Origin of the sequence: Streptomyces yunnanensis, from assembly GCF_029011865.1 — a bacterium.
GTDB lineage: Bacteria > Actinomycetota > Actinomycetes > Streptomycetales > Streptomycetaceae > Streptomyces > Streptomyces yunnanensis.
Genome location: NZ_CP095749.1, coordinates 6452638 through 6477603 on the forward strand (window position 1 = coordinate 6452638; position 24966 = coordinate 6477603).

General features: G+C 73.9%; 20 protein-coding genes and 2 pseudogenes. 8 read left to right on the top strand and 14 right to left on the bottom strand.

Annotation, left to right across the window (positions count from 1 at the left end; genetic code table 11):
* Positions 1 to 284 precede the first annotated feature (284 nt).
* Positions 285 to 689, top strand: a complete 405-nt coding sequence (gene trxA / locus MOV08_RS28145; protein ID WP_275309370.1) for a thioredoxin — start codon at positions 285 to 287, stop codon at positions 687 to 689.
* 22 nt (positions 690 to 711) lie between these two features.
* Positions 712 to 1308, top strand: a complete 597-nt coding sequence (locus MOV08_RS28150) for a histidine phosphatase family protein (protein WP_073442134.1) — start codon at positions 712 to 714, stop codon at positions 1306 to 1308.
* Positions 1309 to 1387: 79 nt separating this feature from the next.
* Here the strand turns inward: MOV08_RS28150 and mreB are convergent, their stop codons facing one another.
* The 11 genes and pseudogenes from mreB to pgfA all read right to left on the bottom strand — a co-directional run bounded on the left by mreB (position 1388) and on the right by pgfA (position 16488).
* The gene (gene mreB / locus MOV08_RS28155; RefSeq protein WP_039636803.1) at positions 1388 to 2419 is read right to left on the bottom strand and encodes a rod shape-determining protein; all 1032 of its coding nucleotides are present in this window, start codon (positions 2417 to 2419) and stop codon (positions 1388 to 1390) included.
* Positions 2420 to 2884: 465 nt separating this feature from the next.
* Positions 2885 to 3499: a hypothetical protein gene (locus tag MOV08_RS28160; protein ID WP_275309371.1), complete on the bottom strand. Its 615-nt coding sequence runs from the start codon at positions 3497 to 3499 to the stop codon at positions 2885 to 2887.
* Positions 3483 to 4340, bottom strand: coding sequence for an FkbM family methyltransferase (locus MOV08_RS28165; protein WP_039636806.1), 858 nt, complete (start codon positions 4338 to 4340; stop codon positions 3483 to 3485). Before MOV08_RS28165 ends, MOV08_RS28160 begins: the two co-directional genes overlap by 17 nt.
* Positions 4341 to 4639: 299 nt before the next feature.
* A pseudogene (locus tag MOV08_RS28170) lies at positions 4640 to 4834 on the bottom strand (Trm112 family protein); the annotation flags it as partial.
* A 131-nt stretch (positions 4835 to 4965) separates the two neighbouring features.
* Positions 4966 to 6069: a DMT family transporter gene (locus tag MOV08_RS28175; protein WP_275309372.1), complete on the bottom strand. Its 1104-nt coding sequence runs from the start codon at positions 6067 to 6069 to the stop codon at positions 4966 to 4968.
* 274 nt (positions 6070 to 6343) lie between these two features.
* Complete coding sequence (locus tag MOV08_RS28180; RefSeq protein ID WP_275309373.1) at positions 6344 to 7153, bottom strand: class I SAM-dependent methyltransferase; 810 nt, start codon at positions 7151 to 7153, stop codon at positions 6344 to 6346.
* Positions 7150 to 8900, bottom strand: a pseudogene (locus tag MOV08_RS28185) (condensation protein). Before MOV08_RS28185 ends, MOV08_RS28180 begins: the two are co-directional and overlap by 4 nt.
* Positions 8897 to 13351 carry an alpha-(1->3)-arabinofuranosyltransferase domain-containing protein gene (locus tag MOV08_RS28190; protein ID WP_275309374.1) on the bottom strand — a complete coding sequence of 1485 codons (4455 nt, stop codon included), beginning with the start codon at positions 13349 to 13351 and terminating at the stop codon, positions 8897 to 8899. Before MOV08_RS28190 ends, MOV08_RS28185 begins: the two are co-directional and overlap by 4 nt.
* The gene (locus tag MOV08_RS28195; protein WP_039636810.1) at positions 13348 to 14073 is read right to left on the bottom strand and encodes a class I SAM-dependent methyltransferase; all 726 of its coding nucleotides are present in this window, start codon (positions 14071 to 14073) and stop codon (positions 13348 to 13350) included. Before MOV08_RS28195 ends, MOV08_RS28190 begins: the two co-directional genes overlap by 4 nt.
* 7 nt (positions 14074 to 14080) lie before the next feature.
* Positions 14081 to 15262, bottom strand: coding sequence for a glycosyltransferase family 4 protein (locus tag MOV08_RS28200; RefSeq protein WP_039636812.1), 1182 nt, complete (start codon positions 15260 to 15262; stop codon positions 14081 to 14083).
* Between the two features lie 266 nt (positions 15263 to 15528).
* The gene (gene pgfA, locus MOV08_RS28205; protein WP_275311917.1) at positions 15529 to 16488 is read right to left on the bottom strand and encodes a cell envelope lipid trafficking protein PgfA; all 960 of its coding nucleotides are present in this window, start codon (positions 16486 to 16488) and stop codon (positions 15529 to 15531) included.
* 386 nt (positions 16489 to 16874) lie between these two features.
* On the opposite strand from pgfA, the gene MOV08_RS28210 reads away from it, so the two are divergent.
* Together MOV08_RS28210 and MOV08_RS28215 are read left to right on the top strand one after the other, a co-directional pair.
* On the top strand, positions 16875 to 17021 hold the full coding sequence (locus MOV08_RS28210) for a hypothetical protein (protein ID WP_203232583.1): 147 nt from the start codon (positions 16875 to 16877) through the stop codon (positions 17019 to 17021).
* Positions 17022 to 17032: 11 nt separating this feature from the next.
* Positions 17033 to 18337, top strand: coding sequence for a PucR-like N-terminal domain-containing protein (locus tag MOV08_RS28215; protein ID WP_275309375.1), 1305 nt, complete (start codon positions 17033 to 17035; stop codon positions 18335 to 18337).
* Positions 18338 to 18485: 148 nt separating this feature from the next.
* On the opposite strand, the gene MOV08_RS28220 is transcribed toward MOV08_RS28215, so the two are convergent.
* Entirely contained in the window at positions 18486 to 19475 is a 990-nt protein-coding gene (locus MOV08_RS28220; RefSeq protein ID WP_039636818.1) for a TetR/AcrR family transcriptional regulator, read from the bottom strand.
* A 180-nt stretch (positions 19476 to 19655) separates the two neighbouring features.
* Here MOV08_RS28220 and MOV08_RS28225 point away from each other — a divergent pair, with 180 nt between their 5' ends.
* Positions 19656 to 21272, top strand: coding sequence for an MFS transporter (locus MOV08_RS28225; protein WP_275309376.1), 1617 nt, complete (start codon positions 19656 to 19658; stop codon positions 21270 to 21272).
* 2 nt (positions 21273 to 21274) lie between these two features.
* On the opposite strand, the gene MOV08_RS28230 is transcribed toward MOV08_RS28225, so the two are convergent.
* Together MOV08_RS28230 and MOV08_RS28235 are read right to left on the bottom strand one after the other, a co-directional pair.
* Positions 21275 to 21898 (bottom strand): mycothiol-dependent nitroreductase Rv2466c family protein, encoded by a 624-nt coding sequence (locus tag MOV08_RS28230; protein ID WP_275309377.1) that lies wholly within the window; start codon positions 21896 to 21898, stop codon positions 21275 to 21277.
* Between the two features lie 161 nt (positions 21899 to 22059).
* Positions 22060 to 22548, bottom strand: coding sequence for a MarR family winged helix-turn-helix transcriptional regulator (locus MOV08_RS28235; protein ID WP_039636825.1), 489 nt, complete (start codon positions 22546 to 22548; stop codon positions 22060 to 22062).
* 88 nt (positions 22549 to 22636) lie between these two features.
* Here MOV08_RS28235 and MOV08_RS28240 point away from each other — a divergent pair, with 88 nt between their 5' ends.
* From MOV08_RS28240 to MOV08_RS28250, 3 genes are all read left to right on the top strand, one after another.
* Positions 22637 to 23659, top strand: a complete 1023-nt coding sequence (locus tag MOV08_RS28240; protein ID WP_275309378.1) for an NADP-dependent oxidoreductase — start codon at positions 22637 to 22639, stop codon at positions 23657 to 23659.
* 88 nt (positions 23660 to 23747) lie between these two features.
* Positions 23748 to 24212, top strand: coding sequence for an ankyrin repeat domain-containing protein (locus MOV08_RS28245; RefSeq protein ID WP_039636828.1), 465 nt, complete (start codon positions 23748 to 23750; stop codon positions 24210 to 24212).
* A gap of 98 nt (positions 24213 to 24310) precedes the next feature.
* Positions 24311 to 24739, top strand: a complete 429-nt coding sequence (locus MOV08_RS28250) for an organic hydroperoxide resistance protein (RefSeq protein WP_039636830.1) — start codon at positions 24311 to 24313, stop codon at positions 24737 to 24739.
* The last annotated feature ends 227 nt before the right edge of the window (positions 24740 to 24966 follow it).

Here is a 24966-nt window from a genome sequence, read left to right on the forward strand (position 1 = left end):
ATCGCGGAAATGCGGAATACCGTGCGGGTTGGTCCTGTTACGGAAGCCGTGAGGGAAGCTGTGACGGGAGTCGGGCACCGGGCGGGCCGTCCGCCGGCGCCCGGCAGGCCGTCGGTGCGCCGCACGCCGAACCCAACCAAACACCGAACCCAACCGAAACACCGAACCCAACCGAACAGCGGACACCGACCGAACAGCGGAAACCAGCCGCACACCACAGCCGCCCCGGAGGCCGAAGCGTCAAGCCGCCGAAGCCTCGACGAACCGGAAGCAGGGAAGCGCGTATGAGCACCGTGGAGCTCACCAAGGAAAACTTCGACGAGATCGTCTCCGGCAACGATTTCGTCCTGATCGACTTCTGGGCCGAATGGTGCGGCCCCTGCAAGCAGTTCGGGCCGGTCTTCGAGCGGTCGTCCGAGAAGCACGGCGACCTGCTCTTCGCCAAGGTCAACACGGAGAAGCAGCCCGAACTCGCCGCCGCCTTCGACATCCGCTCCATCCCCACCCTGATGATCGTCCGGCAGAACATCGCGGTGTTCGCCCAGCCCGGGGCGCTCCCCGAGGCCGCTCTGGAGGACGTCATCGGCCAGGCCCGCACCCTCGACATGGGCGAGGTCCGCGCCTCGGTCGCCGAGGCCCAGGAGCAGCAGGCGCAGAACGGCGGCGGAGAGCAGGCGCAGGGCGCGTGAGCGAGCGAAGCGAGATCGCGGCATGAGCGAGCTCCTGCTGGTCCGGCACGGCGAGACCGAGTGGAGCCGGGACGGCCGGCACACCAGCTGGACCGACCTCCCCCTCACCGCCAACGGCGAGGAGCAGGCCCGCGCCCTCCGGCCGCTGCTGTCGGCGCGGAAGATCGCGCGGGTCTACGCCAGCCCGATGACGCGCGCACTGCGCACCGCCGAACTGGCCGGGCTCCCCTCCCCGCACATCCTCGATGACCTGCGGGAATGGGACTACGGCGGGGACGAGGGGATCACCACCGCCGAGATCCACCGCAGCAGACCCGACTGGTACCTCTTCGACGACGGCGTCGCGCCGGGGCCGGCCGAGCACCCCGGGGAGTCACCCGAGGAGGTCGGGGCGCGCGCCGACCGCGTACTGGCACTGATCGCGCCCCACCTTGAGGTCGACGAGGGCGATGTGGCGCTGGTGGCGCATGCGCACTTTCTGCGCGTACTGACCGCCCGCCGGCTGGGACTCCCGGCCGCCTCGGGCGGCCTGTTCACCTTCGGCACCGGCACGATCGGCGTCCTGGGCACCGAGCACGACCGGCCCGCGGTGATCGCCTGGAACGCCCGGAGCCTGTAGGCGGCCGGGCACGCCTGGGGGCCATCGGGCCGACCGGGTCACCGGGCCGACAGGGCACCTGGTCAGGAGGCCACCGGGGTCAGGGGGCCATCGGGTCGAGGTGCAGGGGCTGTACCTTGCCCTCGATCATCGCGCCCAGCCCCTGCACCGCACAGGTGCTGGGCTGGTCCGCGATGTGCACCGGCATCGACGTGGCCTCGTGGATCATCGGCTCCAGGCCCGGGATCAGCGCGCTGCCGCCCGCCAGCATGATGCCGCGCTCGCCGAGGTCGGCCACGAGGTCCGGCGGGCAGCGGCGGAGCACCGCACTGATGCCGTCGAGAATCGCCGTCAGCGGGGTGATGATGGCGCGCCGCACCCGCTCGGTGTCCACATGCACGGACCGGGCCAGCCCGCTGACCACGTCCCGCCCGTGCACCTCGGTGGAGCCGGGCGTGAGCTCCCCGTCCCCGGACAGCATCAGGTGCAGCGGACGCACCGACTGGTTCGGCAGCATCAGCTCGTGGTGCAGCCGAAGGTGCTGGATCACCGCGTGGTCGATGGCGTTGCCGCCCACGGGGACGGTCTCGGCGGCCACGATCGAGCCGAGCGAGAGCACCGCGACCTGCGTGGTCCCCGCACCGCACACCACGATCATGGTCGCTTCCGGCTGCTCCACCGGGAGCCCGCAACCGACGGCCGCGGCGACCAGCGTGTCGACCAGCTCGACCCGACGGGCGCCCAACCCGGTCAGCGTCTCCACGGCGGCCCGCTGCGCCAGCGGCTCACTGCCGTACGGGAGGCAGACCGCGGCCCGCATCGAGGGCCGCCGCCGCCATGTCTTGCGCAGCTTGTCGCCGACCAGGTGGCGCAGCAGGCGCTGGGCCAGGTCGATGTCCACGACCGTCCCGTTGGAGACCGGCCGGACCACGCGGATGTAGTCCGGCGTGCGGCCGTCCATCACCTCGGCCTGGGCGCCCACGGCCAGCATCGACCCGGTGCGGGTGTTGACCGCGGCGACGGTCGGTTCGTCGACGACCAGCCCCTGGTTCTTGACGTACACCCTGGTCCGGGCCGCTCCGAGGTCGACGGCGGCCGAGCAGCGGCGCAGTTGGGCGAGGCTGATGGTCATGGTGGATTCCTCCCCGATGGGCCGGTGCGAACGTCTCCGGCGGGCCGGTACTGGGCACGAGCGCCCGCACGTGAGCGCTCGTGCGCCATCCTCCGAGCCCCCACTGGGCCCCGCCCGCTGAGCGCGTCCGCTCGGGGGACGAGGGCGTGGGAGGGGCGGCGTTGGGGTGAGGGGAGGGGGATTGACCGTCAGTCAGGCTTGGCTCGGAGCATTCGGGGCCGATTCCGATCCCGATCCCGAGTCCCAGCCCGATCCCGAGGCCAGGGTCGAGTCTGGGGCCGACTCCGAGGCCGACTCCGAGGCCGACTCCGAGGGGGGCTGACTGAATGTCAGACTTCAGGGGCGGGGGTTGCGGCCGGTCCTCTACGAGGTGTCAGTTCGGGCCCTTGGTGAGCCGTCGACTTCATCTCGTTGATCCTCCCGCTGCTCTTTCTCGTCCTCCTCGCTCGTCCTCCTCGCTTTCGCTCACCCCTCCACTCGCCGCTGGAAAAGGCCCCAGGTGAACTCCGTGACGACGTCCTGGGGCGCGCCGTCCGGTCCGGGGGCGGTGCAGGCCAGGCGCCAGCGGGTGGGGGCGCTGCCCTCCATCGGGTGGGCCGGGGGAAAGGCGCGGGCGACCTCGTCGACCGTGCACGACCAGGGGGCGAGGTCCGCGGTCGTCCGGAGGTCGGGTCCGGGGGCGCCGGGTGCGCGTACGAGCCAGGCGTTCCAGACGCCGCCCCCGGGCGCGGTGAGCATCTCGAACCGCAGGTCCGGCCAGAGGAGGATCGGCCAGGTCAGCGCCTCGCAGGTCAGGTCGCCGATGCGGCGGGTGGCGACGGTCTCCGGCGTACCGAGCAGTGCACGGTACGGCTGGACGCCGGCGCGCGCCCGCGGGCTGTGCATCCGGGCCTGCCAGCGGCGGTTGGCCTCGCGCATCTGGGCGCGGGTGACGCGTAGTTGGCGGAGGGCGTTCTCGACGAGGACGGGCTGGTGGTCGGCCATGCGACGCAGCAGTACGAGCTGGAAGGCGAGGGGGCCGGGCAGGTCGGAGGGGGTGCCGGAGCCGGCGGGCGGGGCATTGTCAGTGGCGGGGCTCATGATGGACATGGTCGTGGATGACGGCCGTGGGAGGTGCGGAGGCGGCAGTCGGCGCGGTGTGCGCGGGACCCGCGGTGTGCGCGGGACCGGGGCGGACGCCGTCGGGGAGGAAGAGCACGGAATTGACGTAGCGGCGGTGCGGGGCGAGGGAGCGGCGCAGCAGACCGTGTTCGGCGACGTGGGAGGTACGGGACTGATGGGCGGACAGATCGAAGTCGGCCAGCGGCAGCCAGTGGTCGTGTGGCAGGACCCAGCCGCGATATCCACGGGCGGCCGTCCACTCCAGGACGGGCGCCAGCGGTTGGATGCGGGTCTCCAACTCCACGAAGAGGGCCGGGAGTTCGCGCTCGATGGTGCGTGCCGCGCCGCGTAGTACCGCAAGCTCGCCGCCATCCACATCGATCTTGATGAGGGTGACGGCGGTGAGGCGCAGCGCGTCCAGGGGGAGACAGGGGACGTCCAGGGTGGCGGAGTGCACCTCACGGCGTACGAGTGAGGAGACCCCGCGGTCGCCGCGGCCGTCCGGAGGGAGCCAGAGCGTGGCGCAACCGGCGTGGTCGGTGGCCGCGGCGGATACGACGTCCACGTGCGCCGGCGTGGTCGAGGCGAGCAGGCGAGCCAGATGGGGGACGGGCTCGACGGTGACGACCCGGTCCGCGCGGCGTGCCAGGCGCCGGGTCCATGGGCCGTACCACCCTCCGACGTCCACGGCCGTACCGCCTGCCGGACAGAAGTCGGGCAGGCGCGCTAGTTCCGGTTCGAACCGCGGGTAGAGCCCGGCCGCCAGCGCCGACACCATGCGCCCCGGCAACCAGGGCCCCACCCGCGCCGCGAACGTCATGACCCGGCCCCCGCCCCGGGCCCCGACCCGGACGCCACCCTCTCCGGCCCCGGCCCCGTGACTCCTGCCGCTCCTCCCGCGGCTCCACCTGGCGCGCCTCCCATTTCCGTTCCTGCCTCCGTTCCTGACTCCGCCGTCCCCACCTCCTCGATCTCGTCCTCGATCTCGTCCGGTTTCCCGATCGTTCCGCCGATCGCGCCGCTGATTTCGCTCCCGTTCTCGCTCCCGCTCTCGCGCCCGTTCTCGCGCCCGTTCTCGGTCCTGTTCTCGCTCCCGCTCTCGTTCCTGTCCTTGCTCTCGCGTACTGCGCGTTCGTGTTCGGCTTCCGAGACCTGCTCCCCGGAGGACGGGAGCAGCTGCGGAATCCCGTCGAGGATCGGATAGCGCCGGCGCAGCCGCGGGTTGTAGAGCGCCTCCTCGGAGGTCAAGAGCACCAGGGGCCCCTTGTCGATCGGGCACGCCAGAATCTTCAACAGCGCATCGTCAGGCTTCACGATCCACTCCCTCCACGCACGGCACTCGACTCCCTCACGCTCGACTTCGTCACCGCGCATCGCGCGTGGCTCATCGCATGGCTCCTTGCTTCGCTCGCTTCGCTCGGCTCATCGCTCGGCCTCGCCATTGATCAATCCCTTCGTCGGGTGGTCACGTTGCTTGTGGTCACGGGTGGTTGAGGGGTTCGGTGAGCTGTGGTCGCAGCCCTTGGGGCTGTCGGCGGGAGGGCGGTCGTCGCCGCCGGCTCGGGTGTGAGGGGGGCTCCCGGTGCGGAGGGTGCGGGTGTCTCCCCGCGTGGAAGTGCGGGTGGGTGGTATTGCCGCGGGGTGGGCGCGTCGCGGTGGGACGGCGGGGGTGCTTCGTGGCGCGGGAGTGCCAGGAGGACCGTGAGGGCCACGGCCGTGCCGCCCAGGCGCAGTGCCAGGCGCAGGGGGTCGCCGGGCAGTGGTTCGCCGAACGCCACGGTGCCGCAGGCGACGGTGAAGACGCAGGTCACCGTGGTGCACACGGGAACGATCACCGAGGCTCGGCAGCGTTGCAGGGCGGTTTGGGACAGGACCAGGCCGGTGGCCCCGGTGAAGAGAAGCAGGTACGGGTAGGGCGAGCGGAGGACGGCCCACGCGGTGGCCCGGAGGTCGTGGAAGTCGAGCAGGCCGGAGACGCCCTTGATGGCCAGCGAGCTGACGCCGTAGAGGAGCCCGACGGCCACCCCGTAGGGGACGCCGGCGGTTGGCCGGCGGTGGCGGCGGCGGGCGCGCAGCTCCGCCGAGCGGTACAGCAGCAGCCCCGCGGCCAGGGACGGTACGGCGATCGCGAGCAGCGTCGCGGGCGGGGCGGTGCGGGCGATGGCCCGGGCGTCGTCGTTCCGGAGGGAGGCGACGACCAGTACGAGTGCCATCAGGATCGCCGCTATGCCCTGCCGCTCCCGGCCGCTGGTGCGCTCGCCGAGCAGCGCCGAGGACATGAGCAGGAGCAGGACCAGCCCCGAGATGAAGATGCCCTGGGCGGCGGCTATGGGGAGGGTGCGGTAGACGGCGAGTTGGGCGGCGAAGCCCGCGGCCAGGGCGAGTGAGCCGCCCAGCCACAGGGGGCTGCTGAGGAGGTGGCGTATGAGGCGGGCGGGGCGGCGGGTGCTGAGGGCGGGGAGGGTGGCGAGTGCGCGTTTCTCCAGGACGAAGCCGGTGCTGTAGAGGACGTTGGCGAGCAGTGCGGACGCCACGCCCCACCAGAGCATGGGCCTACCTCCTTCTCGGGGGACTCGCGTGACTGGGGTGACTGGCCTGCTCGGGTGACTCGCTTTTTCGGAGGGCTCGCTTTTGACTCGCTCGCTCGGGTGGCTCGCTTGCTCGGGTGGCTCGGACGGTCTTTGGCGGCTCGGGCGGGTCCGGTGTCCTTCGGGGCTGTTCTTTGGTGGCTCGGGTGGGGTTCGGTCTGGGTGGTGGTGGTTCCGGGGTGGGGCCGGTGGGTGTGCCTTGCGGGGGCCTCCTTCCTTGCTGTTTCGGCAACGATTACGGAGCGTAGTTTTGTTCCCGGGTTCGTTGCAGATTGTGACGGGTGGGGTGGGTGGGATGGGCGGGGTGGTTGTGGTGAGTGGGGTGGGGGCGGGCGTGGGCCAGGAGGATGGAGGCCAGGGACGGGGCGTGGCAGGCGGCGCGGTCGAAGGGGCGGAGCGGGCGGGGGACGTCGTGGTACGGGGCGCCGGCGATGCGGATGACGTCGAAGCCGGACGCGGTGAGGAAGGCGCGGAGCGCGCGGGCGGTGTAGAGACGCAGGTGGCCGACGACCTGGCTGCCGGGGCGGCCGTGGATGGCGCGCAGGCTGACCTCTGAGAAGACGGGCTGGACACCGGCCAGCAGGAGGCCGCGGTTGTACCAGGCGGCGAGGTTCGGGGTGGAGAGCAGCAGATGGCCGCCCGGGCGTAGCACGCGGCGGAGTTCGTCGAGGGCGGCGTCGGGGTCGACGAGGTGCTCGATGACCTCGCTGAAGAGGACGGCGTCGGCCGATCCGGTGGCGAACGGGAGTCCGCCGTCGGTGAGTTCGCCGCGTACGACGTGTCCGATGTGGGCGGCGGCGCGGCGGAGGGCGTCCTGGGACCAGTCGACGCCGATGACGCGGTGACCCGTGAGGACGTCGGCGGCGGTGGCGGCCGCGGTGCCGTCGCCGCAGCCGATGTCCAGGACGGTGGCGGGTGGCGCGCCGGCGTGTACGGGGCCGAGGGCGCGCGCCAGGAGCCGGGCCTGCCGTCGGCTGCGGGCGTCGCCGGAAGCGACCGGCACCGCGGGGTTCTCGTAGAAGCTCCGAAGGGGGGTGGTGGTCATGGGGCGCCGCCTTCTTCCGCCGAGCGGACGGGTCCTGGTGCGGGGGCGGTTCCCGGGGACCAGGCGGTGGCGGCGAGGGAGGAGCGGAAGAGGTCGAGCAGGCGGCCGGCGGCGGCCTCGTCGAGGAGGGCGCGGGACCAGCGGAGGGCGAGGTGGATGCGGTCCCCGTCGCAGGTGGCGGCGGTGGTGATGCTCAGGCCGCGGGGCATCCGGGCCGGCGCGGAGAACCACACCGCGGTCGCCCGGCCGCCCGTTTCGCCGAAATCCAGGGGATACGGGACACGGCCGATGTTGGAGAGGAGGGTGGTGGGCGTCCAGGGGGCGGCGAGGGAGCGGAGGGCACGGGTGAGGGCGCGGCGGGGCCCGACGGGGAGGGGGAGGGAGGTCAGCACGGCGGCGGGCAGGCCGAGCGGGGAACGGGGAGTGGTCGACTTCCGGGCCCGGGTACGGGCGGAGGTCCGGTGCAGGAGAGGGGTGAGGGGGGTGGGGGCCGGGGTGGTGTGGGGAGCACCGCCCGGGCTGGTGTGTGGCGTGAGGGGTGGTGTGGTGGACGGGAAGGGGACGGCGGCGAGGCGGGTGCCGTTGCCGATGGGCATGTGAGGGCCTCGTGACCGGTCGTCGATGGGCATGGTGATGACGACGGGGGCGGCGGGGCGGTCGTGGAGCTGGTTCCAGCGGGCGGCCATCAGGTAGGTGGCGACCAGGAGTTGGTCGTTGACGGTGTAGGGGGGCCGTTCGCCGATGGGGTGTGGGGGCGGGTGGGGACGGAGAGTTCGGCGAGGAGCATGCCGTTGCCGTTGCTACTGCTACTGCCGCTGGTGCTGGCATTGCTGGTCGTCGGGTTGGTGGTTGGCGTGGAGTGGTCGGGGGCGAGGCGGGCCGGGCGGGTGAGGAGTCCTGGGCGGGAGTGGTGGGGGAGGGGTGAGCGGCCAGGCAGTTGCGGCGGATGGGGTGTATAGGGCGGATGAGGTGAGTGGGGTAGATGAGGTGGATGGGTGGGCGGCTCGGTCGGATCTGCCGACCCGGATGGGCTTGTGCAGCCCGCCGGTTCTGTTGACCCGGTCGGGCCCGTGGACCCGGCGTACAGTTCGGCGGCGGTGGCCAGGATGCGGAGGCAGGCCGGGCCGTCCAGGGCGGTGTGGTGGAGGGTGAGCAGCAGCACGGTGCCGGTGGAGGGGACCGCTGGTCGACGGTCGTCCACGGGGGCGGCGTGCGCGGGCTCGATGACCTCCAGGCGGACGGGGGGCGAGGCGTCCAGGGGAGGGCAGTCGGTGAGCGCGCGGGCCCGGGCGTGGGCGAGGGCGTCGGGGCCCGGGGGCGGGAAGACGACCGGGTCCACATCCGGGGCCGGGGTGAGCTGCCAGGTGTAGTGGCGGTGCCACCAGCGGGTCGGCACCTGGCGCATCAGGACGCGCGGATGGCGGGCGAGGGCCTGGTGGAACGCGGTGCGCAGCCGTTCGTGGTCGAGTCGGCCGGGGAGGTGCACCTCTATGTGGACGGTCTCCGGTTCGTCGTCCTCCAGGCAGTGCCGGGAGATCTCGTCCACCAGGGGGAACGGGATGCGCGCGGGGTGGTGGGGACGGGTGGGGGCGGTGGCGCGGGGGTGGACGTCCCGGCTCCCCGGCGGGTCGTCTTGGACCGGTTGGACCGGTTGGACCGGTTGGACCGGTTGGACCGGTTGGACCGGTTGGACCGGTTGGACCGGTTGGACCGGTCGGGCTGGTCGGGCTGGTTCCAGGGCGGTCATCGTGAGGTGTCCTCCTGGCTGGTGGCCGGGGGCCGGCCGCTGGCCGGGGGTGCCGTGCCGGCGTCCGGCCGTGGGACGGCAGCGTCCGGTGGCGGGGCGACAGCGTCGGGCGGTGGGGCGACAGCGTCCGGCGGTCGGGCGCCGATCGCGGCCGAGGTGTCGGTCGCGGGCGTCGGCAGGGTGACGACGGCCGACGCGAGTGCCAGCAGGGCCAGGGCCTGGGCGAGCCCGCTGAAGGCGCCCTCGTGGTCGGCGACGGGGTGGCCAGCGCCGACGGCGGCGGTGATGCCGGCCGCGAGCATCGCGGTGCCGGCCAGCGGTACCAGTGCCCGCGGCCGGAGGCGGGCCACCAGGGCCAGCGGCGCGACGATCAGCGCGTACGGCCCGGCCGCCAGGGCCACCACCGCGGTCAGGGCCAGCGTGCCCAGGACCCAGGACGGGGCGGGCGGTTGCGGCGGTGCGGCGGGCGGGGTGCCCGGGGTCCGGCGGGTGCGGCGGATCAGGGCGGAGGCGAGGAGCGCGACGATGCCCAGCGCGCCGGCGACGAGGCCCACGTCGTAGGAGGTGGCCGGGGCGTAGGAGAGCGTGACGGTGCCGCCGGCGCCGGCCGGGACGAGGAACGCCTGTTGCCAGCCGTCCACGCGGAGCGGGGTGAGTTCCCGGCCGTTGAGGGTGGCGTGCCAGCCGTCGTTGGCGTTCTCGTGGAGTTGGAGGTAGGCGGCCGGGCCGGTGCCGATGGTGACGGTGCGGTGGTCGCCGGTCCAGTCTTTGGCGGCGACGGCGCGTGCGCTGTCGGGAGTCCGTGCGGTGTCGGGGGTCCGTGCCGTGCCGGGGGCGTCGGCGGACCGTGCGTCGGCAGGATGCCGTAAGTCGGTGGAGGACGGCGATCCGGTGGAGGACCGCGCGTCGGCGGACGACCGGGTGTTCACCGAGGGTGACATGGCCTCGGCCGCCGGTCCTCGGCCCAATGTCACGTCCGTGATCGCCAACGGGCCCTGGTCGCCGGCCTCCACGCGGTGCTGGCCGGCGCGCAGGAGCAGCCGACCGTCGGTGACGGCCGGGCCGCAGAGCTGGACGTCGATGGGGCGGCGGTCGGTGAGGTCGCGGATCGAGCCGCTGGCCCGGCTGGCGTACAGGATGCCGTCGACGGCGAGCATCGGGCCCTGGCCGCAGGGGAGGGCGAAGCGCTTGTCGGGGGCCGGGCGCGGGGTGCGGTAGGCGTCGAGGGCGGGGAGGTAGACCTCGCTGAGGCCGACGGGGAGTTGCAGGGCCTGGCCGGCGACGGGGTTGCTGAGGGTGAGTTCCTTGACCTTGCTGATGGTGATGTCGAGGCGGTCGGTGGTGATCGGGTCGAAGCGGGCCAGGCCGTTCTCGTCGACGCCGGCGGTGGCCGCGCCGTAGGGGGAGTTGAGCTGGATCTGTTCGGGGCGGGTGGAGATGCCGCCGGCGGCGGCCAGCACGATCTGGTCGATCTTCTTCTTGCCGGGCCAGCGCAGGTGGAGGGTGGGTTTGTCGCCGGCGATCCAGGCCGTCGTCAGGTCGCCGTCGACGAGGTTGCGGGGGCTGAGGGACTGGCCGAAGCCGAAGCTGGTGGAGTCGGCGGTGGCGGTGATGCGGTCCTTCTGCTCGGGGGCGATCCTGTCCAGGAGTCGGTCGAGGGCGGTGCCGGGGACGGCCAGCGCGGTGCCGGAGACGGTGTAGGGGGCGGTGCGGCCGGTGGTGAACTGGCGGTGCAGGCCGATCTCGGCGGAGACGGGGGAGAGGCCGCCGAGGTCGCTGCCGCGGTGGAGGGAGATGACCTGGGAGGGGGAGTCGGATCGGGTGGCGTCGGTGGGGAGTTGGAGCAGCCGGGTGACCTGGACGCCGGGGATGGAGATCTCGGTGAAGCCGGCGCCGGAGAGGCCGGCGCGCGGGTTCTGCGAGCCGCGGATGGTGAGTTGGAGCCAGGTCGCCCTGCCCGGGGGCGCCTTGATCTGCTGGCGGGAGCCGTCGGGGCGGAGGGTGCTGTCGGCGCTGCCGCGGTCGGTCTGGACGCGGACGGCGGTGGGGGCGGCGCGGAGTCCGTCGCCGCGCAGCGGGGTGACGGAGAGGCGCGCGGGAAGGGTGGTGGGGCGGGTGAAGGCGATGCGGATCCACTGGCCGACGGGGTTGCCGGCGCTGCCCTCCGCCCAGGCGGTGTCGGGATTGCCGTCGAAGGCGTTGACCGGGTCGTACTGCGGCAGGTGGAAGAGCCAGTTGCCGCTGGAGGAGGCGGTGACGGAGGCGGCGCCGCGGAGGACCGCGGTGGTCTGGTGGTCGATGCCGGAGGTCGGGAGGATCTGCCGGGGTGGGCGGCCGGGGTCCTGGAGGCTGCCGGGGAGGTTGGTCTCGTCGGCGGTGTAGGTGTACGAGGTGTTGCTGTTGACCAGGCCGAAGCGGGTGTCGGCGCGGCGCAGCCCGTCGGCGGTGAGCTGGAGCGGCGGGGTGCCGAGGCCGGGGTGGCGGTCGCCGGACAGGACGGTGGCACGGTGGCGCAGCGCGGGGTCGGCGGAGAGCTGGAGGAGGGCTTCCGGCCCGCCGCTGAGCTGGGCGGTGTCCGCGGTGGCGGGGGCGGTGACGGGGCCCGGTTCGGGGACGCCCTGCGGCCGGTAGACCTCGACGGAGCGTTGGCGCGGGTAGAGGCCCTGGACCTGGAGGGGGGCTTCGGCGGGGATCCGGCCGCCGGTGGTGAGCGGGCCGAAGGCGGCGGCCTTGCGGTAGCCGGACGCCTCCAGGGTGCGTTCGACGGTCTGCGGGGGGACGTAGCCGATCTGGTCGGGGTCGAGGTCGTTGCGGACGACGACGTCGTGGATGCCGGCCCGGTGCAGGTAGTCGCGCAGGCCGGGGACCTCGGCACCGGTGAGCAGCGCCTGTTCGACGGCGTCCAGGGCGCGGCGCGAGCCGGGGGTCCCGAAGGGCACGAAGTCGCGCTGCGCCCAGGGGGATCGGGCGAGTACGTCCAGGGGGTCGTCGATGGGGGAGCCCCAGGTGAACAGGCCGTGTGCGGTGGCGGGGACGACCAGGGAGCGGCTGCCGTGGGTGTGGTCCTTGAGCCAGTCGGCGGTCTGCCGCCAGTAGGTGGGGAGTTGGGTGAAGGCGCCGGGCTGGAGGACGTTGCCGTTGAGGTACGGCAGGGCGAGGGCCGGCAGGACCAGCAGCGCGGCGACGGCGGCGGGCAGTCGGCGGGCGGCCGGGCGGGTGGCGCGCCGCCCGGTGCCCGTCCACCGGACGGCGGCCAGCAGGTGGGTCAGGCCGAGGGCGTGGGCCAGCCCGAGGCCGGGGGTGAACTTGTAGATGTTGCGGAACGGGCGCAGCCAGCCGTTCAGCCAGTCCTGCCACGGGCCGTGCAGGGGGCCGCCGAGGGTGCCGCCGTAGCCGGCCAGGGTGATCAGGGCGACGGTCAGCACGGTGAGCAGCAGCCAGCGGCGTTCGGGCAGGTCGCGGCGGGCCAGGCCGGCCAGGCCCAGGGCGGCGGCCAGGGCCGAGCCGGCGACGGCGACGGCGTTGCCGGTCAGGGTCCAGCCGGCGGGCAGCCAGGGTTTGCCGAAGTTGAGGTAGCCGACCCAGTTGCCGGCGCCGCGCAGCAGTTCGGTGGCGGACATGGTGCCGGTGGTGGTGTCGGCCTGTTCGATGAACGGCATGAAGTTCTCGCCGTGCAGGCCCAGGAGGAGCAGTGGGATCGCCCACCAGGCGGTGGCCAGGACGACGCCCGGCAGCCACCAGGTGAGCAGGGCGCGGCGGCGCGGTCCCGTACGGGAGAGCAGATACAGCAGGGCGGGCAGCAGGGAGGCCAGGGTGGAGGCCGCGTTGACGCCGCCCATGCAGGGGATCAGCAGGGCCGAACGGGTCGCCGCGGTACGGGGGTTGAGTCGCGGGTCGGTGAGCGGCAGCAGCACCCAGGGCAGCACCGCGCCGGGCAGCGCGGCGGCCGACGTGGAGCCGATGACGAGGGTGAAGGCGGGCCACAGGGCGTAGCAGGCGGCGCCCAGGAGCCGGGTCGGCGGGGTGCCGGCGCGGAACCGTTCGGCGAGCCGCAGGGCGCCCCAGAAGGCGGTGGTGACGATCAGCGACATCCACAGCCGTTCGGCGAGCCAGACGGGCAGGTGGACGACGTGGGCCGCGCCGTAATACGGGAGGGAGGGGAAGGCGTAGCCGATGTACTGGTCGGCGAGGCCGCCGAAGCCGGCCCGGTCGTGCCACATGTGGCCGAGGTCGGCGAGGAACCGCCCGGGGTCGGCGGCCACCCCCAGCTTGGTCTCGAACGTCATCTTCCCCGGCGAGGGCGCCAGGAACGCGACCAGCACGGCGGCCCAGAACGCCAGCAGCCAGCGCCGGCGCCGGGGCGCGTCGGGCGGTGGCGCGGGGGCGGTGGCCGGGGTGCCGCCGGCGTCGGGCGCTCCGGGGGACGGGGACATCTTCAGCGTCTGGGTCATGGCAACCGCCGGAGGATGAGGAGGAGGTTCCAGGTGGCGATCTCGCGGACGCCGGGGAGGCGGGGGATGGTCTCGGCGAGGAACGGCGCGTAGCGGGAGCGGGCGGTGACCACCGCGACGTCGTCCCGGGCCCGGACCTGCCGCAGGGTGCGGCCGATGTGCACGGCGAAGAGGTTCTCGCCCAGGGTGTGCTTGGCGGGGCGGCCGGTGCGCCGGTGGTAGCGGCGGCGGGCCCGTTCGGCGCCGAGGTAGTGCCAGGGGGCCGTCTCGTGGCCGCCCCAGGGGGAGAGCCAGTTGGTGAACGCCACGTAGATCAGGCCGCCGGGGCGAGTGACCCGCACCAGTTCGCTGAGGAAGGTCTGCGGGTCGGCGACGTGCTCCAGGACGTTGGAGGAGAAGCAGACGTCGGCGGTGCCGTCGGCGAGCGGCAGCAGGTAGCCGTCGGCGAGCACCGCGCCGTCGGGGGTCCGGCCGCGGGCGGTGAGTTCGGCCGGGTCGGGTTCGAAGAGGTAGCCGTGGGCGCCGCGGCGGCGGAACTCCTCGGTGAAGTGGCCGCTGCCGCCGCCGACGTCGGCGACCACCGCTCCGTGCAGTGGGACATGGCGTTCGACCTGGTCGGCGGCGTCCCGGGCGAGCAGCCGGTAGCAGTGTTCGGGGTCGGTCGGTTCGTTCAGGAAGGCCCGGAAGAGGGCCAGGGACCTGCGCAGCGAGGGGTCGCGCACGGGGCGGTCACCGCCCGGGGAGCGGCCGCAGGTACGCCTCCGCGGCGACTGCCCGGAAGCTGCGGACGGTCCGGCTCCATCTGAAGCGGGCGGCGCGGTCGGCCGCCGCGGCGCCCAGCGCGTGCCGCCGGCGGGCGCTCAGGCCCAGGGTGCACCAGTGCGCGGCGAAGGCGCTCTCGCCGCGGGCCAGCAGCCCGGTGGTGCCGTCCTCGACGGAGTCCCGCAGGCCGGGGATGTCGAAGCCGATGGTGGGGGTGCGGCGCGCGGCGGCCTCCATCACCACCAGGCCCCAGCCCTCGACGAGGGAGGGGTGCAGCAACAGCCAGGCCGAGCACAGGAGTTGGTGTTTGCGCTGTTCGGAGATCCGGCCGGTGAAGGTGACGCCGGGGCCGGCCAGCGCGGTCAGCCGGGCGCGCTCCGGGCCGTCGCCGACGATCACCAGCCGGCCGCCGGTGACCGGACGGACCCGTTCCCACAGCCGTAGCAGCAGGTCGATCCGCTTGTACTCGACGAGCCGGCCCATGGCCAGGAACAGCGGCTCGGGGGCCTCGGGGACGAGCGGACCGGGTTCCTCCACGCCGTTGTGGACGAGCCGGATCCGGTCGGGCGCGACGCCGAGTTCCTGGAGGGCGGCGGCGGTCGAGTCGGACACCGCGACCATCAGGTTGCCGCGGTGGGTGCCGGCCAGCGCCCAGTGCTCCAGGCGGCGGCCGAGCCGGGCGGCGGGCGCCGGGTAGCGCATCCGCCACAGGTCGGTGTGGACGTGGTTGACCAGGCACAGCGTCGGGCCGCGGTGCCACAGCGGCGCGAGGTAGGGCATGCCGTTGCAGACCTCGACCAGCAGGTCGCAGCCGCCGGCCCGGCGCGCCACCTGGCGGGGGACGCGCAGGAAGTGGCCGGCGTCGCCGCCCGCCGAGACGACCCGGTAGTCGCGGTCGGAGGCCGGTCCGCCGCACAGCAGGGTGACCTGGTGGCCGTGGCCGGTGAGTCCGTCGGCGATCCGGTCCACCAGCAGTTCGGAGCCGCCGGCGGCGGGGTTGCCCAGGTCGCGGCGGGCCAGGAACACGATCCGGCGGGGGAGCGGGGTGGCGCCCCCGGCCGGAGCGGCGGCCGTGGACGGTGCGCGGGGTGCCGGCGGTGCCGGGGACGCGACGGGCAGCGGAGGGGAGGGGGGTACATGCTGGGGCATGTGCGATCCAACTCGTCTCAGGGTGCGGTACCTGCGGTGGGGGACGTACTGCGTGCTGAGTCGTGCGGGTCGTGCGGGTCGTGCGGGGACGGTGGGTGTGCGAGCGGGCGGGGGACGGTCGGTCGGTCACGGGGTCGTACGGGGACGGTTGGTACGGGGGCGTGCAGGGGCGTGTTCCCGGTGGGAGGCACAGTGTTCGCGCCGGGGCGGGCCCGCGGCTACTCACCGGGGTGACAAAATCCGCTCCGCTCCCGCCCGTTGCGTCCTCACGCCGCTGAGAATCGGCCACCGCGCCGCCCGCGGGCCACCAGCACCCCGCCGGCCACCGCGAGCACCCCGCCGGCCGCGCCGGCGGCGGTCGGCAGCGTCCGCCCGACCAGGGCCAACTTCCCGCTGTCGGCCCGCGCCAGGGCGATCTGCGCCCGGCGGGTGGCGGGCGTGAACGCCAGGTTCCGGGCCCGCAGCAGCACGACCGCGTCCCGCCGGGCGCCGGGTGCCCGCAGCGTCTTGACCGGCGAGATCGACGCGTCGACGATCCGCCCGGTGCGCTCCTCGACGACCAGGTCGATCCCGGTGTTGGCGTACCACTCCTCGGCCTGGATCTGGCCCTGCCCCGGGCGACCGACCAGCCGCCCGGGGACCTGCCGGGTGCCGGTCCGGGTGGCCGGCACGGTCCCGGTGAAGCGGTAGCCGGTGATCCCCTGCCGCTGCGTGGTGCCGGCGAAGTGGAGCGGGACGGCCGCGCCGAGGGTGTCGTCCCACCAGCGGTAGGTCTTCTTCTCCACCGCGAAGGGGAACTTCAGGTAGGCGTCCCCGTCGAAGCGGGTGGGACTCTCCCCGCAGCAGTGCACGGGGGCGTTGCTGCGCCGGTCGGTGACCCAGCGGCCGGTGGTCCACTGGAACGCCCTGCGCGGGTCCTTCAGGGGCAGCGTCCGCGGGGTGTCGACCGTCGTGGACACGTCCCAGACCGCCCGCCCGCTCTGCTCGCTCGCCGCGACGTCGCCCAGCACGTGCCGGGTGATGGTGATCCGCTGCCCGTCCCGGGTGGTCAGCGCGTCGGTGTCGAAGTAGCTGCCGGTGCCGGTGAAGACCGTGGTGACGTCCACGTCGACGGGGGTGACCGCGGCCCGCGGCGTCACGTACCAGATCAGCAGCGGGGCCAGCACCAGCAGGAACACGCCGGCGCCGAGGAGCGCCAGGGAGAGCGGCGAGGCGGTGCGGGGCACGGGGGAGGGGGGAGCGGAGTCGGCGGTGGAAGAGCCGGGATGTCTGGATGGACGCATACGAGCACTCCTGGAAGCGGTGGGGGAACACGCCCTGGTGCACGTGCGGCGCCGCGACGCGGCGCCATGGGCCGGGAACGTAAGCGAACCCTTGACAGCGCGTCAATGCCCTTCCACACTCGGCAGGCACCACGACCGAAGCGGCGCCGCGCGGTGGGAACGCGGCACCGCCGCCGGTCTTCCGAGCCGCCCGTCCCTGCGGGCCGCGGGGCCGCAGGACCGTCCGCCCCGCGCCCGTACGCCTGCCGACGTGCTCCTGTGTTCCGCTCTCCCGGTACCGCTCGCGCCGCTCTCCCGGTACCGGCTGCCGACGAAGGGATCGCCGCGCCATGCACCGCACGCTCGCCGCCGCGCTGACCGCACTGGCCGCCGCCGCCCTGGCCGTGGGCGCCGCACTGGGCATCGTCGCCGCCCTGGAGACCACGCCCGAGCAGCCGAACGTACCCCTGGTGACCTTCGGCCGGCCCGGCGCGTAAGGGCCGCCGCAGTGGTGACCGCGGTCCGCTCGGCGTGGCGGGAGGTGCCGCCCTATCAGGTGCACCGGTTCGCCGCCCTGGCACTGGAGGAAGTGCCCGCGCTGGCGCAGGAGATCTTCCGGGAGATCCGTCGGGAGTACCCCCGACTCCCGTTGATCCCCGACGAGTCGGGGGAGCCGCGGGCCCTGGTCGGCATCCGGCAGTCCCTGGAGCAGTTCCTCGGGCACCTCACCGCCGGCCTGGACCGGCCGCACGTCCACCCGCGCGTCTTCCAGGAGTTCGGCCGTGGCGAGGTGATCCAGGGCCGCAGCCTGGACGTCCTCCAGGCGATCTACCGGCTGGGCGTGCGCCTGGCCTGGCGGCGGCTGGCGGAGATCGGCCAGGAGGTCGCCATCCCCGCGCCCGCCATGTACGAACTGGCCGAGTCCGGCTTCGAGTACCTCGACGGGCTGGTCGCCGAATCCGTCCGCGGCTACGCGGAGGCCGCGGCCCGCCAGGCCGGCGAGCGGCTGCGGATGCAGCGCCGCCTGATGGACCAGCTGTTCGCGGACCCGGATCCGGCGACCCGGGACGGCCGTCGCCGCCACCGGGACGGCGCCCTGCCGAGCGTCCCGGATCCCGGCGAGCCTCCCCTCCCCGCCCCCGCGGCGGAACCGGGGGACCCCCGTCCGCTGCTCGCCGAACGGGCCCGGCTGGTCGGCTGGCCGCTGCCCGAACGGGTCGCGGTGGCGGTGCTGTTGCGCCCGGACCGGGAGGCGGTGGCGCCCGCGGTGGCGGACGGCATCCTGCTCGACATGGAGTGCGAACGGCCCCGCCTGGTGGTGCCGGACCCGGACGCCCCCGGCCGCAGCGAGCTGCTGTCCCGCGCCGCGGCCGGCTGGTCGGGCGCCATCGGGCCCGCCGTGCCGCTGCTGGACGCCGGGAAGTCGCTGCGCTGGGCGGCCTCCGCGGTCGACCTGATGGAGCGCGGACTGCTGCCCGCCGGCGAGCTGCTGCGGTGCACCGAGCACACCGAGGCGCTGGTGCTGCTGCCGCCCGGCGAACTGATCGAGGACCTCACCCGCCGCCGCCTCGCCCCGCTGGAGCACTGCGGTCCCACCCACGGCCGGCGGCTCGCCGAGACCCTGCTCGCCTGGCTGGAGACCCGCGGCGGCGCCCCCGAGATCGCCGCCCGCCTCGGCGTCCATCCGCAGACCGTCCGCTACCGCCTCCGCCAGATCCGCGAACTGTGGGGCGACGACGTCGAGGACCCCGACCGCCGGTTCGAACTCGAACTGGTCCTGCGCGCCCAGCGGTTACGCGGCGAACTCGGCTGACGGCGTCCCGGGGAAGGGGGATTGCCGGCGCACCTTCCCGCCGCGTCGCGTTCCGCCGGAATACCTCCCCGCCGCGCCGCGTTGTGGCCCCGCAGGGGGCGTCCGCGTCCCCTACGGGATGTGTTCGCCCACCCCCTAGGGCCTGTCGTCAAACTCCCGCCGCCCCTCGCGCCCGCCCCTCCACCAGCAGCCCCATCCCGTCCAGCAGTCGCGCGAGCCCGAACTCGAAGAGGGTGTCCAGGGTCACCGCGTCCGATTCCAGCCCGTCCACCCCCGCGTACATCGGATACCCGCCGGATCGCAGGATGCGCTCGTAGGCCGGTTCCATGGCGGCCATCCACTGGTCCCGGTCCATCCCGGTGTGCTGCTCGGCCTCCAGGTCGTCCTCGAACACCGCGGCGGTGGCGCGCACATGGTTCAGCAGCGTCACCGACATGTGCAGCAGCGTCGTCGGGTCCATGCCCTCGACCCGCGCCATGGTCCACTCGATGACCGCCATCGCCCGCGGCATCGGCTGCGGCCGGCTGATCGACAGATACTGGGCGAGCCAGGGGTGCCGCCGGTAGAGCGCCCACTGGAGCCGGGCGCCCGCCTCCATCCGGTCCCGCCAGCCGGTCGGCGCCGGTTCCGGCAGCCGCACCTCGGCGAACGCGGCGTCCGCCATCTGCATCACCAGCTCGTCCTTGCCGCCCACATGGCGGTAGAGCGCCATCGAGGAGACCCCGAACTCCGCCGCCACCCGGCGCATGGACAGCGCCCGCAGCCCCTCCCCGTCGGCGACCTCGATCCCGGCCCGGACGATCCGCTCGCGCGTCAGCGCGCCGTCGCCCTCCCGCGCGGACCGTCCCCGCGACGCGCCCCCGGGGGCCGCCTCCGTCCCGGATGACCGGCCGTCAGGAGCACTGCCCTGGTTGCCCCGTGCGGCGACCACCGTCCCCACTCCCGGTACGACCCGGACGACGCCCTCCTGGCGCAGCGCGGCGAGCGCCTTGGTGGCGGTCGCCATCGCCACGCCCCACTCCTGGGTGATCCGCCGGGTCGACGGCACCCGGTCGCCGGGGGCCAGTTCACCGGCGTCGACGCGGGCCCGGACGGCGTCCGCGATCTGTCGGTAGGGCGGTGGTGCGGACTGGTTCACGCGACGACCTCCGTACTAGTGCACCGAGGGGTTCTCCCCGGGTTTTCCGCGCCGCCGAGCGTAGCAGCGGCGCCGCGGGCGCCCCCGTCCTCACCGAGGTGCACTAGTGTGACGAACCCCTAAATCCCAACTGCGGCAAGGTGTTTGTGCCGTAAACCCCGGGTGCTTACGCTGTCCGCCATGTCGTTTACTGCGTATACCTCCAAGGTGCCGGGTGCGCCCGCGCCGAAGGCGGGCCGCCGGGAGTGGATCGCCCTGGTCGTCCTCCTGCTGCCCTGCCTGCTCGTCTCGATGGACGTCTCGGTCCTCTATTTCGCCGTGCCGTTCCTGTCCGCCCAACTGGAGCCCAGCGCCGTCCAACAGCTGTGGATCCTCGACGTCTACGGCTTCGTCCTCGCCGGCCTGCTGATCACCATGGGCGCGCTCGGCGACCGCATCGGCCGCCGCCGGCTGCTGCTGACCGGCGCCGTGCTCTTCGGCCTCGCCTCCTGCCTGGCCGCATACGCGCAGAGCGCCGAAATGCTCATCGCCGCACGGGCGTTGCTCGGCGTCGGCGGCGCCACCCTGATGCCGTCCACCCTCGCCATGATCCGCAACCTCTTCCCCGACGAGCGGCAGCGCGGCAAGGCCGTCGCCATCTGGTCGGCGGCGGTGACCGGCGGCATCGCCATCGGCCCGGTGCTCAGCGGGGCGCTGCTGGAGCACTTCTGGTGGGGCGCGGTCTTCCTGGTCAACACCCCCGCGATGGCGCTGCTGCTGATCTGCGGGCCGCTGCTGCTCCCGGAGTTCAAGAACCCGGCCGCCGGCCGCTTCGACCTCCTGGGGTCGGTGCTCTCCCTGGCGGCGATGCTGCCGGTCGTCTACGGCATCAAGGAGATCGCCCGGAACGGCGCGGCCGTGCTGCCGGTCGCCGCCCTGGTCGTCGGCGTGCTGGCGGCCGCGGCCTTCGTCCTGCGGCAGCGCACCGCCCGCCATCCGATGCTCGACCTGGAGCTCCTGCGGCACCGTGGGTTCAGCGGCTCGGTCCTGATGAACCTGCTGGCGATGTTCACGGTCGTCGGCTGTGCCGTGTTCCTGACCCAGTACCTCCAGACCATACGGAGCATGAGCCCGTTGCGGGCCGCGCTGTGGCACATGGTGCCGTCCCTCGCCGTCGGTGCGATCGCGCCGCTGTCCGCCGCGCTCGCCCGGCGCCTGGACCGCGCCCACCTGGTCGCCGCCGGCTTCGTCTTCGCGGCCGGCGGCTTCCTCTGGCTGTCCCGGCTGGAGGCGTCCTCGCCGCTGTGGTTCGTCCTGGGCGGCGCCGCGGTCTACGCCAGCGGCCTGGTGGCGGTGATGTCGCTCGGCAACGAACTGGCCCTCGGCGCCGCCCCGCCCGAGCGCGCCGGTTCCGCCTCGGCGGTCCTGGAGTCGGGCACCGAACTGGGCGGCGCCCTGGGCATGGCGATCCTCGGCACCATCGGGAGCGCGGTCTACGGCGACGACATCGGGGGCGCGCTGCCCGCCGGCCTCCCGAAGGGGGCCGCCGACGCGGCGCACGAGACCCTGGCCGGCGCCCTTCAGGTCGCCGCCCACCTCCCGGACCGGGTCGGCCACGCCCTGGTGTCCGCCGCCCGGGACGCCTTCATGGACGGGCTGCACGCCGCCGTCCTGTGCGCCGCGGGCGTGATGGCCGCGGCCGCGGTCCTGGCGGTGGTGCTGCTGCGCGGCCTGCGCACGCCGACGGACGAGGGCGGTACGGCGGGTGCGGCGGCGGACGGCGCCCATGAGGCCACCGCACCCGCCGCTGTCAACTGACGTCAGCTGAAGTCGAATTCCCCGGTACGGGTCCGCTTGAGTTCGAAGAACCGGTCGTAGCCGGCGAGCAGGCGGGCCCCGTCGAAGATCCGCACCGCGTCCTCGCCCCGGGGGATCGCCATCAGGACGGGGCCGAAGAACGCCACCCCGTCGATGTGGATCGTGGGCGTGCCGACCTCCTCGCCGACCGGGTCCATGCCCTCGTGGTGGCTCTTGCGCAGCGCGTCGTCGTAGGTGTCCCGCTCGGCGGCGCGGGCCAGCTCGGTGGGCAGCCCGACCTCGGCGAGCGCCTCCTCGATGACGGCCGCGGTGTCCTCCCGGCCCTCCTTGTGGATCCGGGTGCCGAGCGCTGTGTACAGGTCGCGCAGCACCTCGTCCCCGTGCTCCTGGGCGGCGGCGATGCACACCCGCACCGGGCCCCAGCCGGCGTCCAGCAGTTCGCGGTACTTCTCGGGGAGGTCCTCGCGGCCCTCGTTGAGCACGGACAGGCTCATCACCCGGAACCGCAGATCGATGTCCCGGAGGCTCTCCACCTCCAGGATCCAGCGGGAGGTGATCCAGGCGAACGGGCAGATGGGGTCGAAGTAGAAGTCGACGGTGGGGCGGCTGGGGTTCTGGTGCGTCATGCCGACCAGGTTAAGGCGTCACCGGCCCGGCCATCTGGGACACTCGGCCGTGCTGGGCCTGGGCCAATTCGGTCGCCTGCCGCGGGCGCCGGCCGGTGCCCGCGCGCACTCCGCCGGCCCGTTCCCCCGGCCCTGCCCGCCCCTCGACCCCGGCCGGCTCCTCACCCCTCGCTTCGGCGGCGCTCCCCGGCTTCCCGGCCCGTCCCGGGCGCCTTGGGCACCTCCGGTTCGACGCCCAGCATCCGCTGGAGCAGCTGCTTGAGCAGGGTGCGCTCGGCGACCGTCAACCGGCCGAGCGGCTGGCGGGCGAAGTCCAACGACGTGCGCAGCCGGTCGGCCGTCGCCCGGCCCTCGTCGGTGGGGACGGCCAGCTTGACCCGGCGGTCGGCCGGGTCGGGGCGGCGCTCCACCAGGCCGCGGGACTCCAGGCGGTCCACGATGCCGGTGACGTTGGACGGCTCGCACTTCAGGCACTGCGCGAGCTTGCGCATCGGCATCGGCTCCATCGCCAGCAGGCGCAGCAGCCGGGCCTGGGCGCCCGTGAGGGAGTGCTCGGCCGCGGCGCGCTCGTACTCCTCGTGGTAGCGGGCGACGACGGTGCCGATGAGGTCGACCACCTCGACGGTCAGAGGGTCTGGGCGCGCTGTCATACACACCAGGATACCCAATTGCTTGACAGCATGAAATATTCAGGCGCATTATTGTTTCAGTAACTGAAGCATTTGGAGGTTCACGCTCATGTCCGCACCGCTGCCGACGACCAGTCGCGAATGGCATCTCGTCGCCCGCCCGCAGGGCTGGCCCACCCCCGACGACTTCGCGCTGCGCGAGGCCGCGCTGCCCGAGCTCGCCGACGGCCAGATCCTCGTCAAGAACCTCCACTTCTCCGTCGACCCGTACATGCGCGGTCGGATGAACGACGTGAAGTCCTACGTCCCGCCCTTCCAGCTGGACCAGCCGATGGACGGCGGCGCGGTCGGCGAGGTCCTCGCCTCGCGCGACGAGGGCTTCGCCGTCGGCGACCACGTCCTGCACGGCCTCGGCTGGCGCTCGCACGCCGTCCTCGGCGCCGACCGGGTCGCCAAGGTGGACGCCTCGCTCGCCCCGCTCACCGCCTACCTCGGCGTCCTCGGCATGCCGGGCCTGACCGCGTACGCGGGCCTGCTGGCGGTCGCCGGGTTCAAGGAGGGCGACGCCGTCTTCGTCTCCGGCGCGGCCGGCGCGGTGGGCAGCCAGGTCGGGCAGATCGCCCGCCTCAAGGGCGCCTCCCGGGTCATCGGCTCCGCCGGCTCCGACGAGAAGGTCCGCCTGCTCACCGAGGAGTACGGCTTCGACGCCGCCTTCAACTACAAGAACGGCGACGTCACCGAGCAGCTCAAGGCCGCCGCCCCCGACGGCATCGACGTCTACTTCGACAACGTCGGCGGCGACCACCTCGAAGCCGCCATCAGCACGCTCAACGTCCATGGCCGGGCGGCCATCTGCGGCATGATCTCGATGTACAACGCCACCGAGCCGAGCCCCGCCCCGCGCAATCTGGCCCTGGTGATCGGCAAGCGCCTCCGGCTGGAGGGCCTGCTGGTGAGCGATCACCAGGCGCTCCAGCCGCAGTTCGTCGAGGAGGTCTCCGGCTGGATCCGTTCCGGCGAGCTGAAGTACTCCGAGACCAAGGTCTCCGGCATCGAGAACGGCGTCGAGGCGTTCCTCGGCATGCTCCGCGGCGCCAACACCGGGAAGATGATCGTGAGCCTGGCGGACTGAGGCCCGCACCGCGGGGGAGCGGGGCGGCCGGCCGCCCCGCCCCCCCACGGGCGCCCGCCCACCGGCCCGTGGCCGTAGCGTCGCGTCCATGAACAACCGGAAGCGCAAGAAGCTCGCCAACCGCCTTGTCGCGGCAGCGGCGTTGCGCGGGGCCGCCCAGGTGGCGGCGCTGCTGCGGGCCGGAGCCGATCCGGCGGCGGCCGACGCCGACGGCACCACCCCGCTGTACGCGGCATCCGTGCACGGCGCCGCCGACACCGTCCGCGTGCTGCTGGCGGCGGGTGCGCCGCCCGACGCCGAGAGCGGACACGGTAGCGAGGGCACGCCGCTGTGCGCCGCGTCCTGCTGGGGCCACGCGGCGGCGGTGCGCGAACTCCTCGCGCACGGCGCCGATCCCCGGCTCCGGGAGGACCACGGCACGGGCCTCGCGCCCCTGGACTGGGCGCTGGCCGGTCCGCACCCGGAAACGGTCGCCCTGCTCCGGGCGGCCGGCGCCGTTCCCACCCGGGCTCCGTCCGGCCCGGTCGCCGCGACGGAGGGCTCCGCAGTGTGAGACTCGCCTCCCGCCCTCGTGCCCCGGCCCGTTAGGCTCGGCGGCAAGCCGTCGCGATGCGTGGGCGCGAGTCGCGGCGAACCACAGGAGGATCCGGTATGTCCATCCAGACCGTCGACGTCGTCTACACCGCCGTCGCCACCGCCGAGAACGGCCGCGACGGCCGCGTCGCCAGCGACGACGGCAAGCTCGACGTCGTCGTCAACCCGCCCAAGGAGCAGGGCGGCAGCGGCGCCGGCACCAACCCGGAGCAGCTCTTCGCGGCGGGCTACAGCGCCTGCTTCCAGGGCGCGCTCAGCGTCGTCGCCCGCCGGGAGAACGCCGACGTCACCGGCTCCCGGGTGACCGCCAAGGTCGGCATCGGCAAGACCCCGGACGGCGCCTTCGGCCTCGCGGTCGAGATCATCGCGTCGATCCCCACCGTCGACGCGGCCACCGCCAAGGAGCTCGTGGAGAAGGCGCACCAGGTGTGCCCGTACTCCCACGCCACCCGCGGCAACATCGAGGTCACGCTGACCGTCGCCTGACCCGGCCGGGACGGCCGAAGGAGCCGGGGCGGCCTGACGGGCCGCGCCCGGCACCCGGGCACGCCCCGGGGCCGCATCCCACCCCGGGGTGCGGCCCTCCGCCGTTCCCGCGCCACCGGCAGCGGCCCCGCCCGGCGCCCGCTGTGACGCAGGCAACATTCGTGCGCGGAGTCTTGACGCATCACCCGTGTAATCGATTTCGTAGCCCTCGCGCGGCACACGTAATC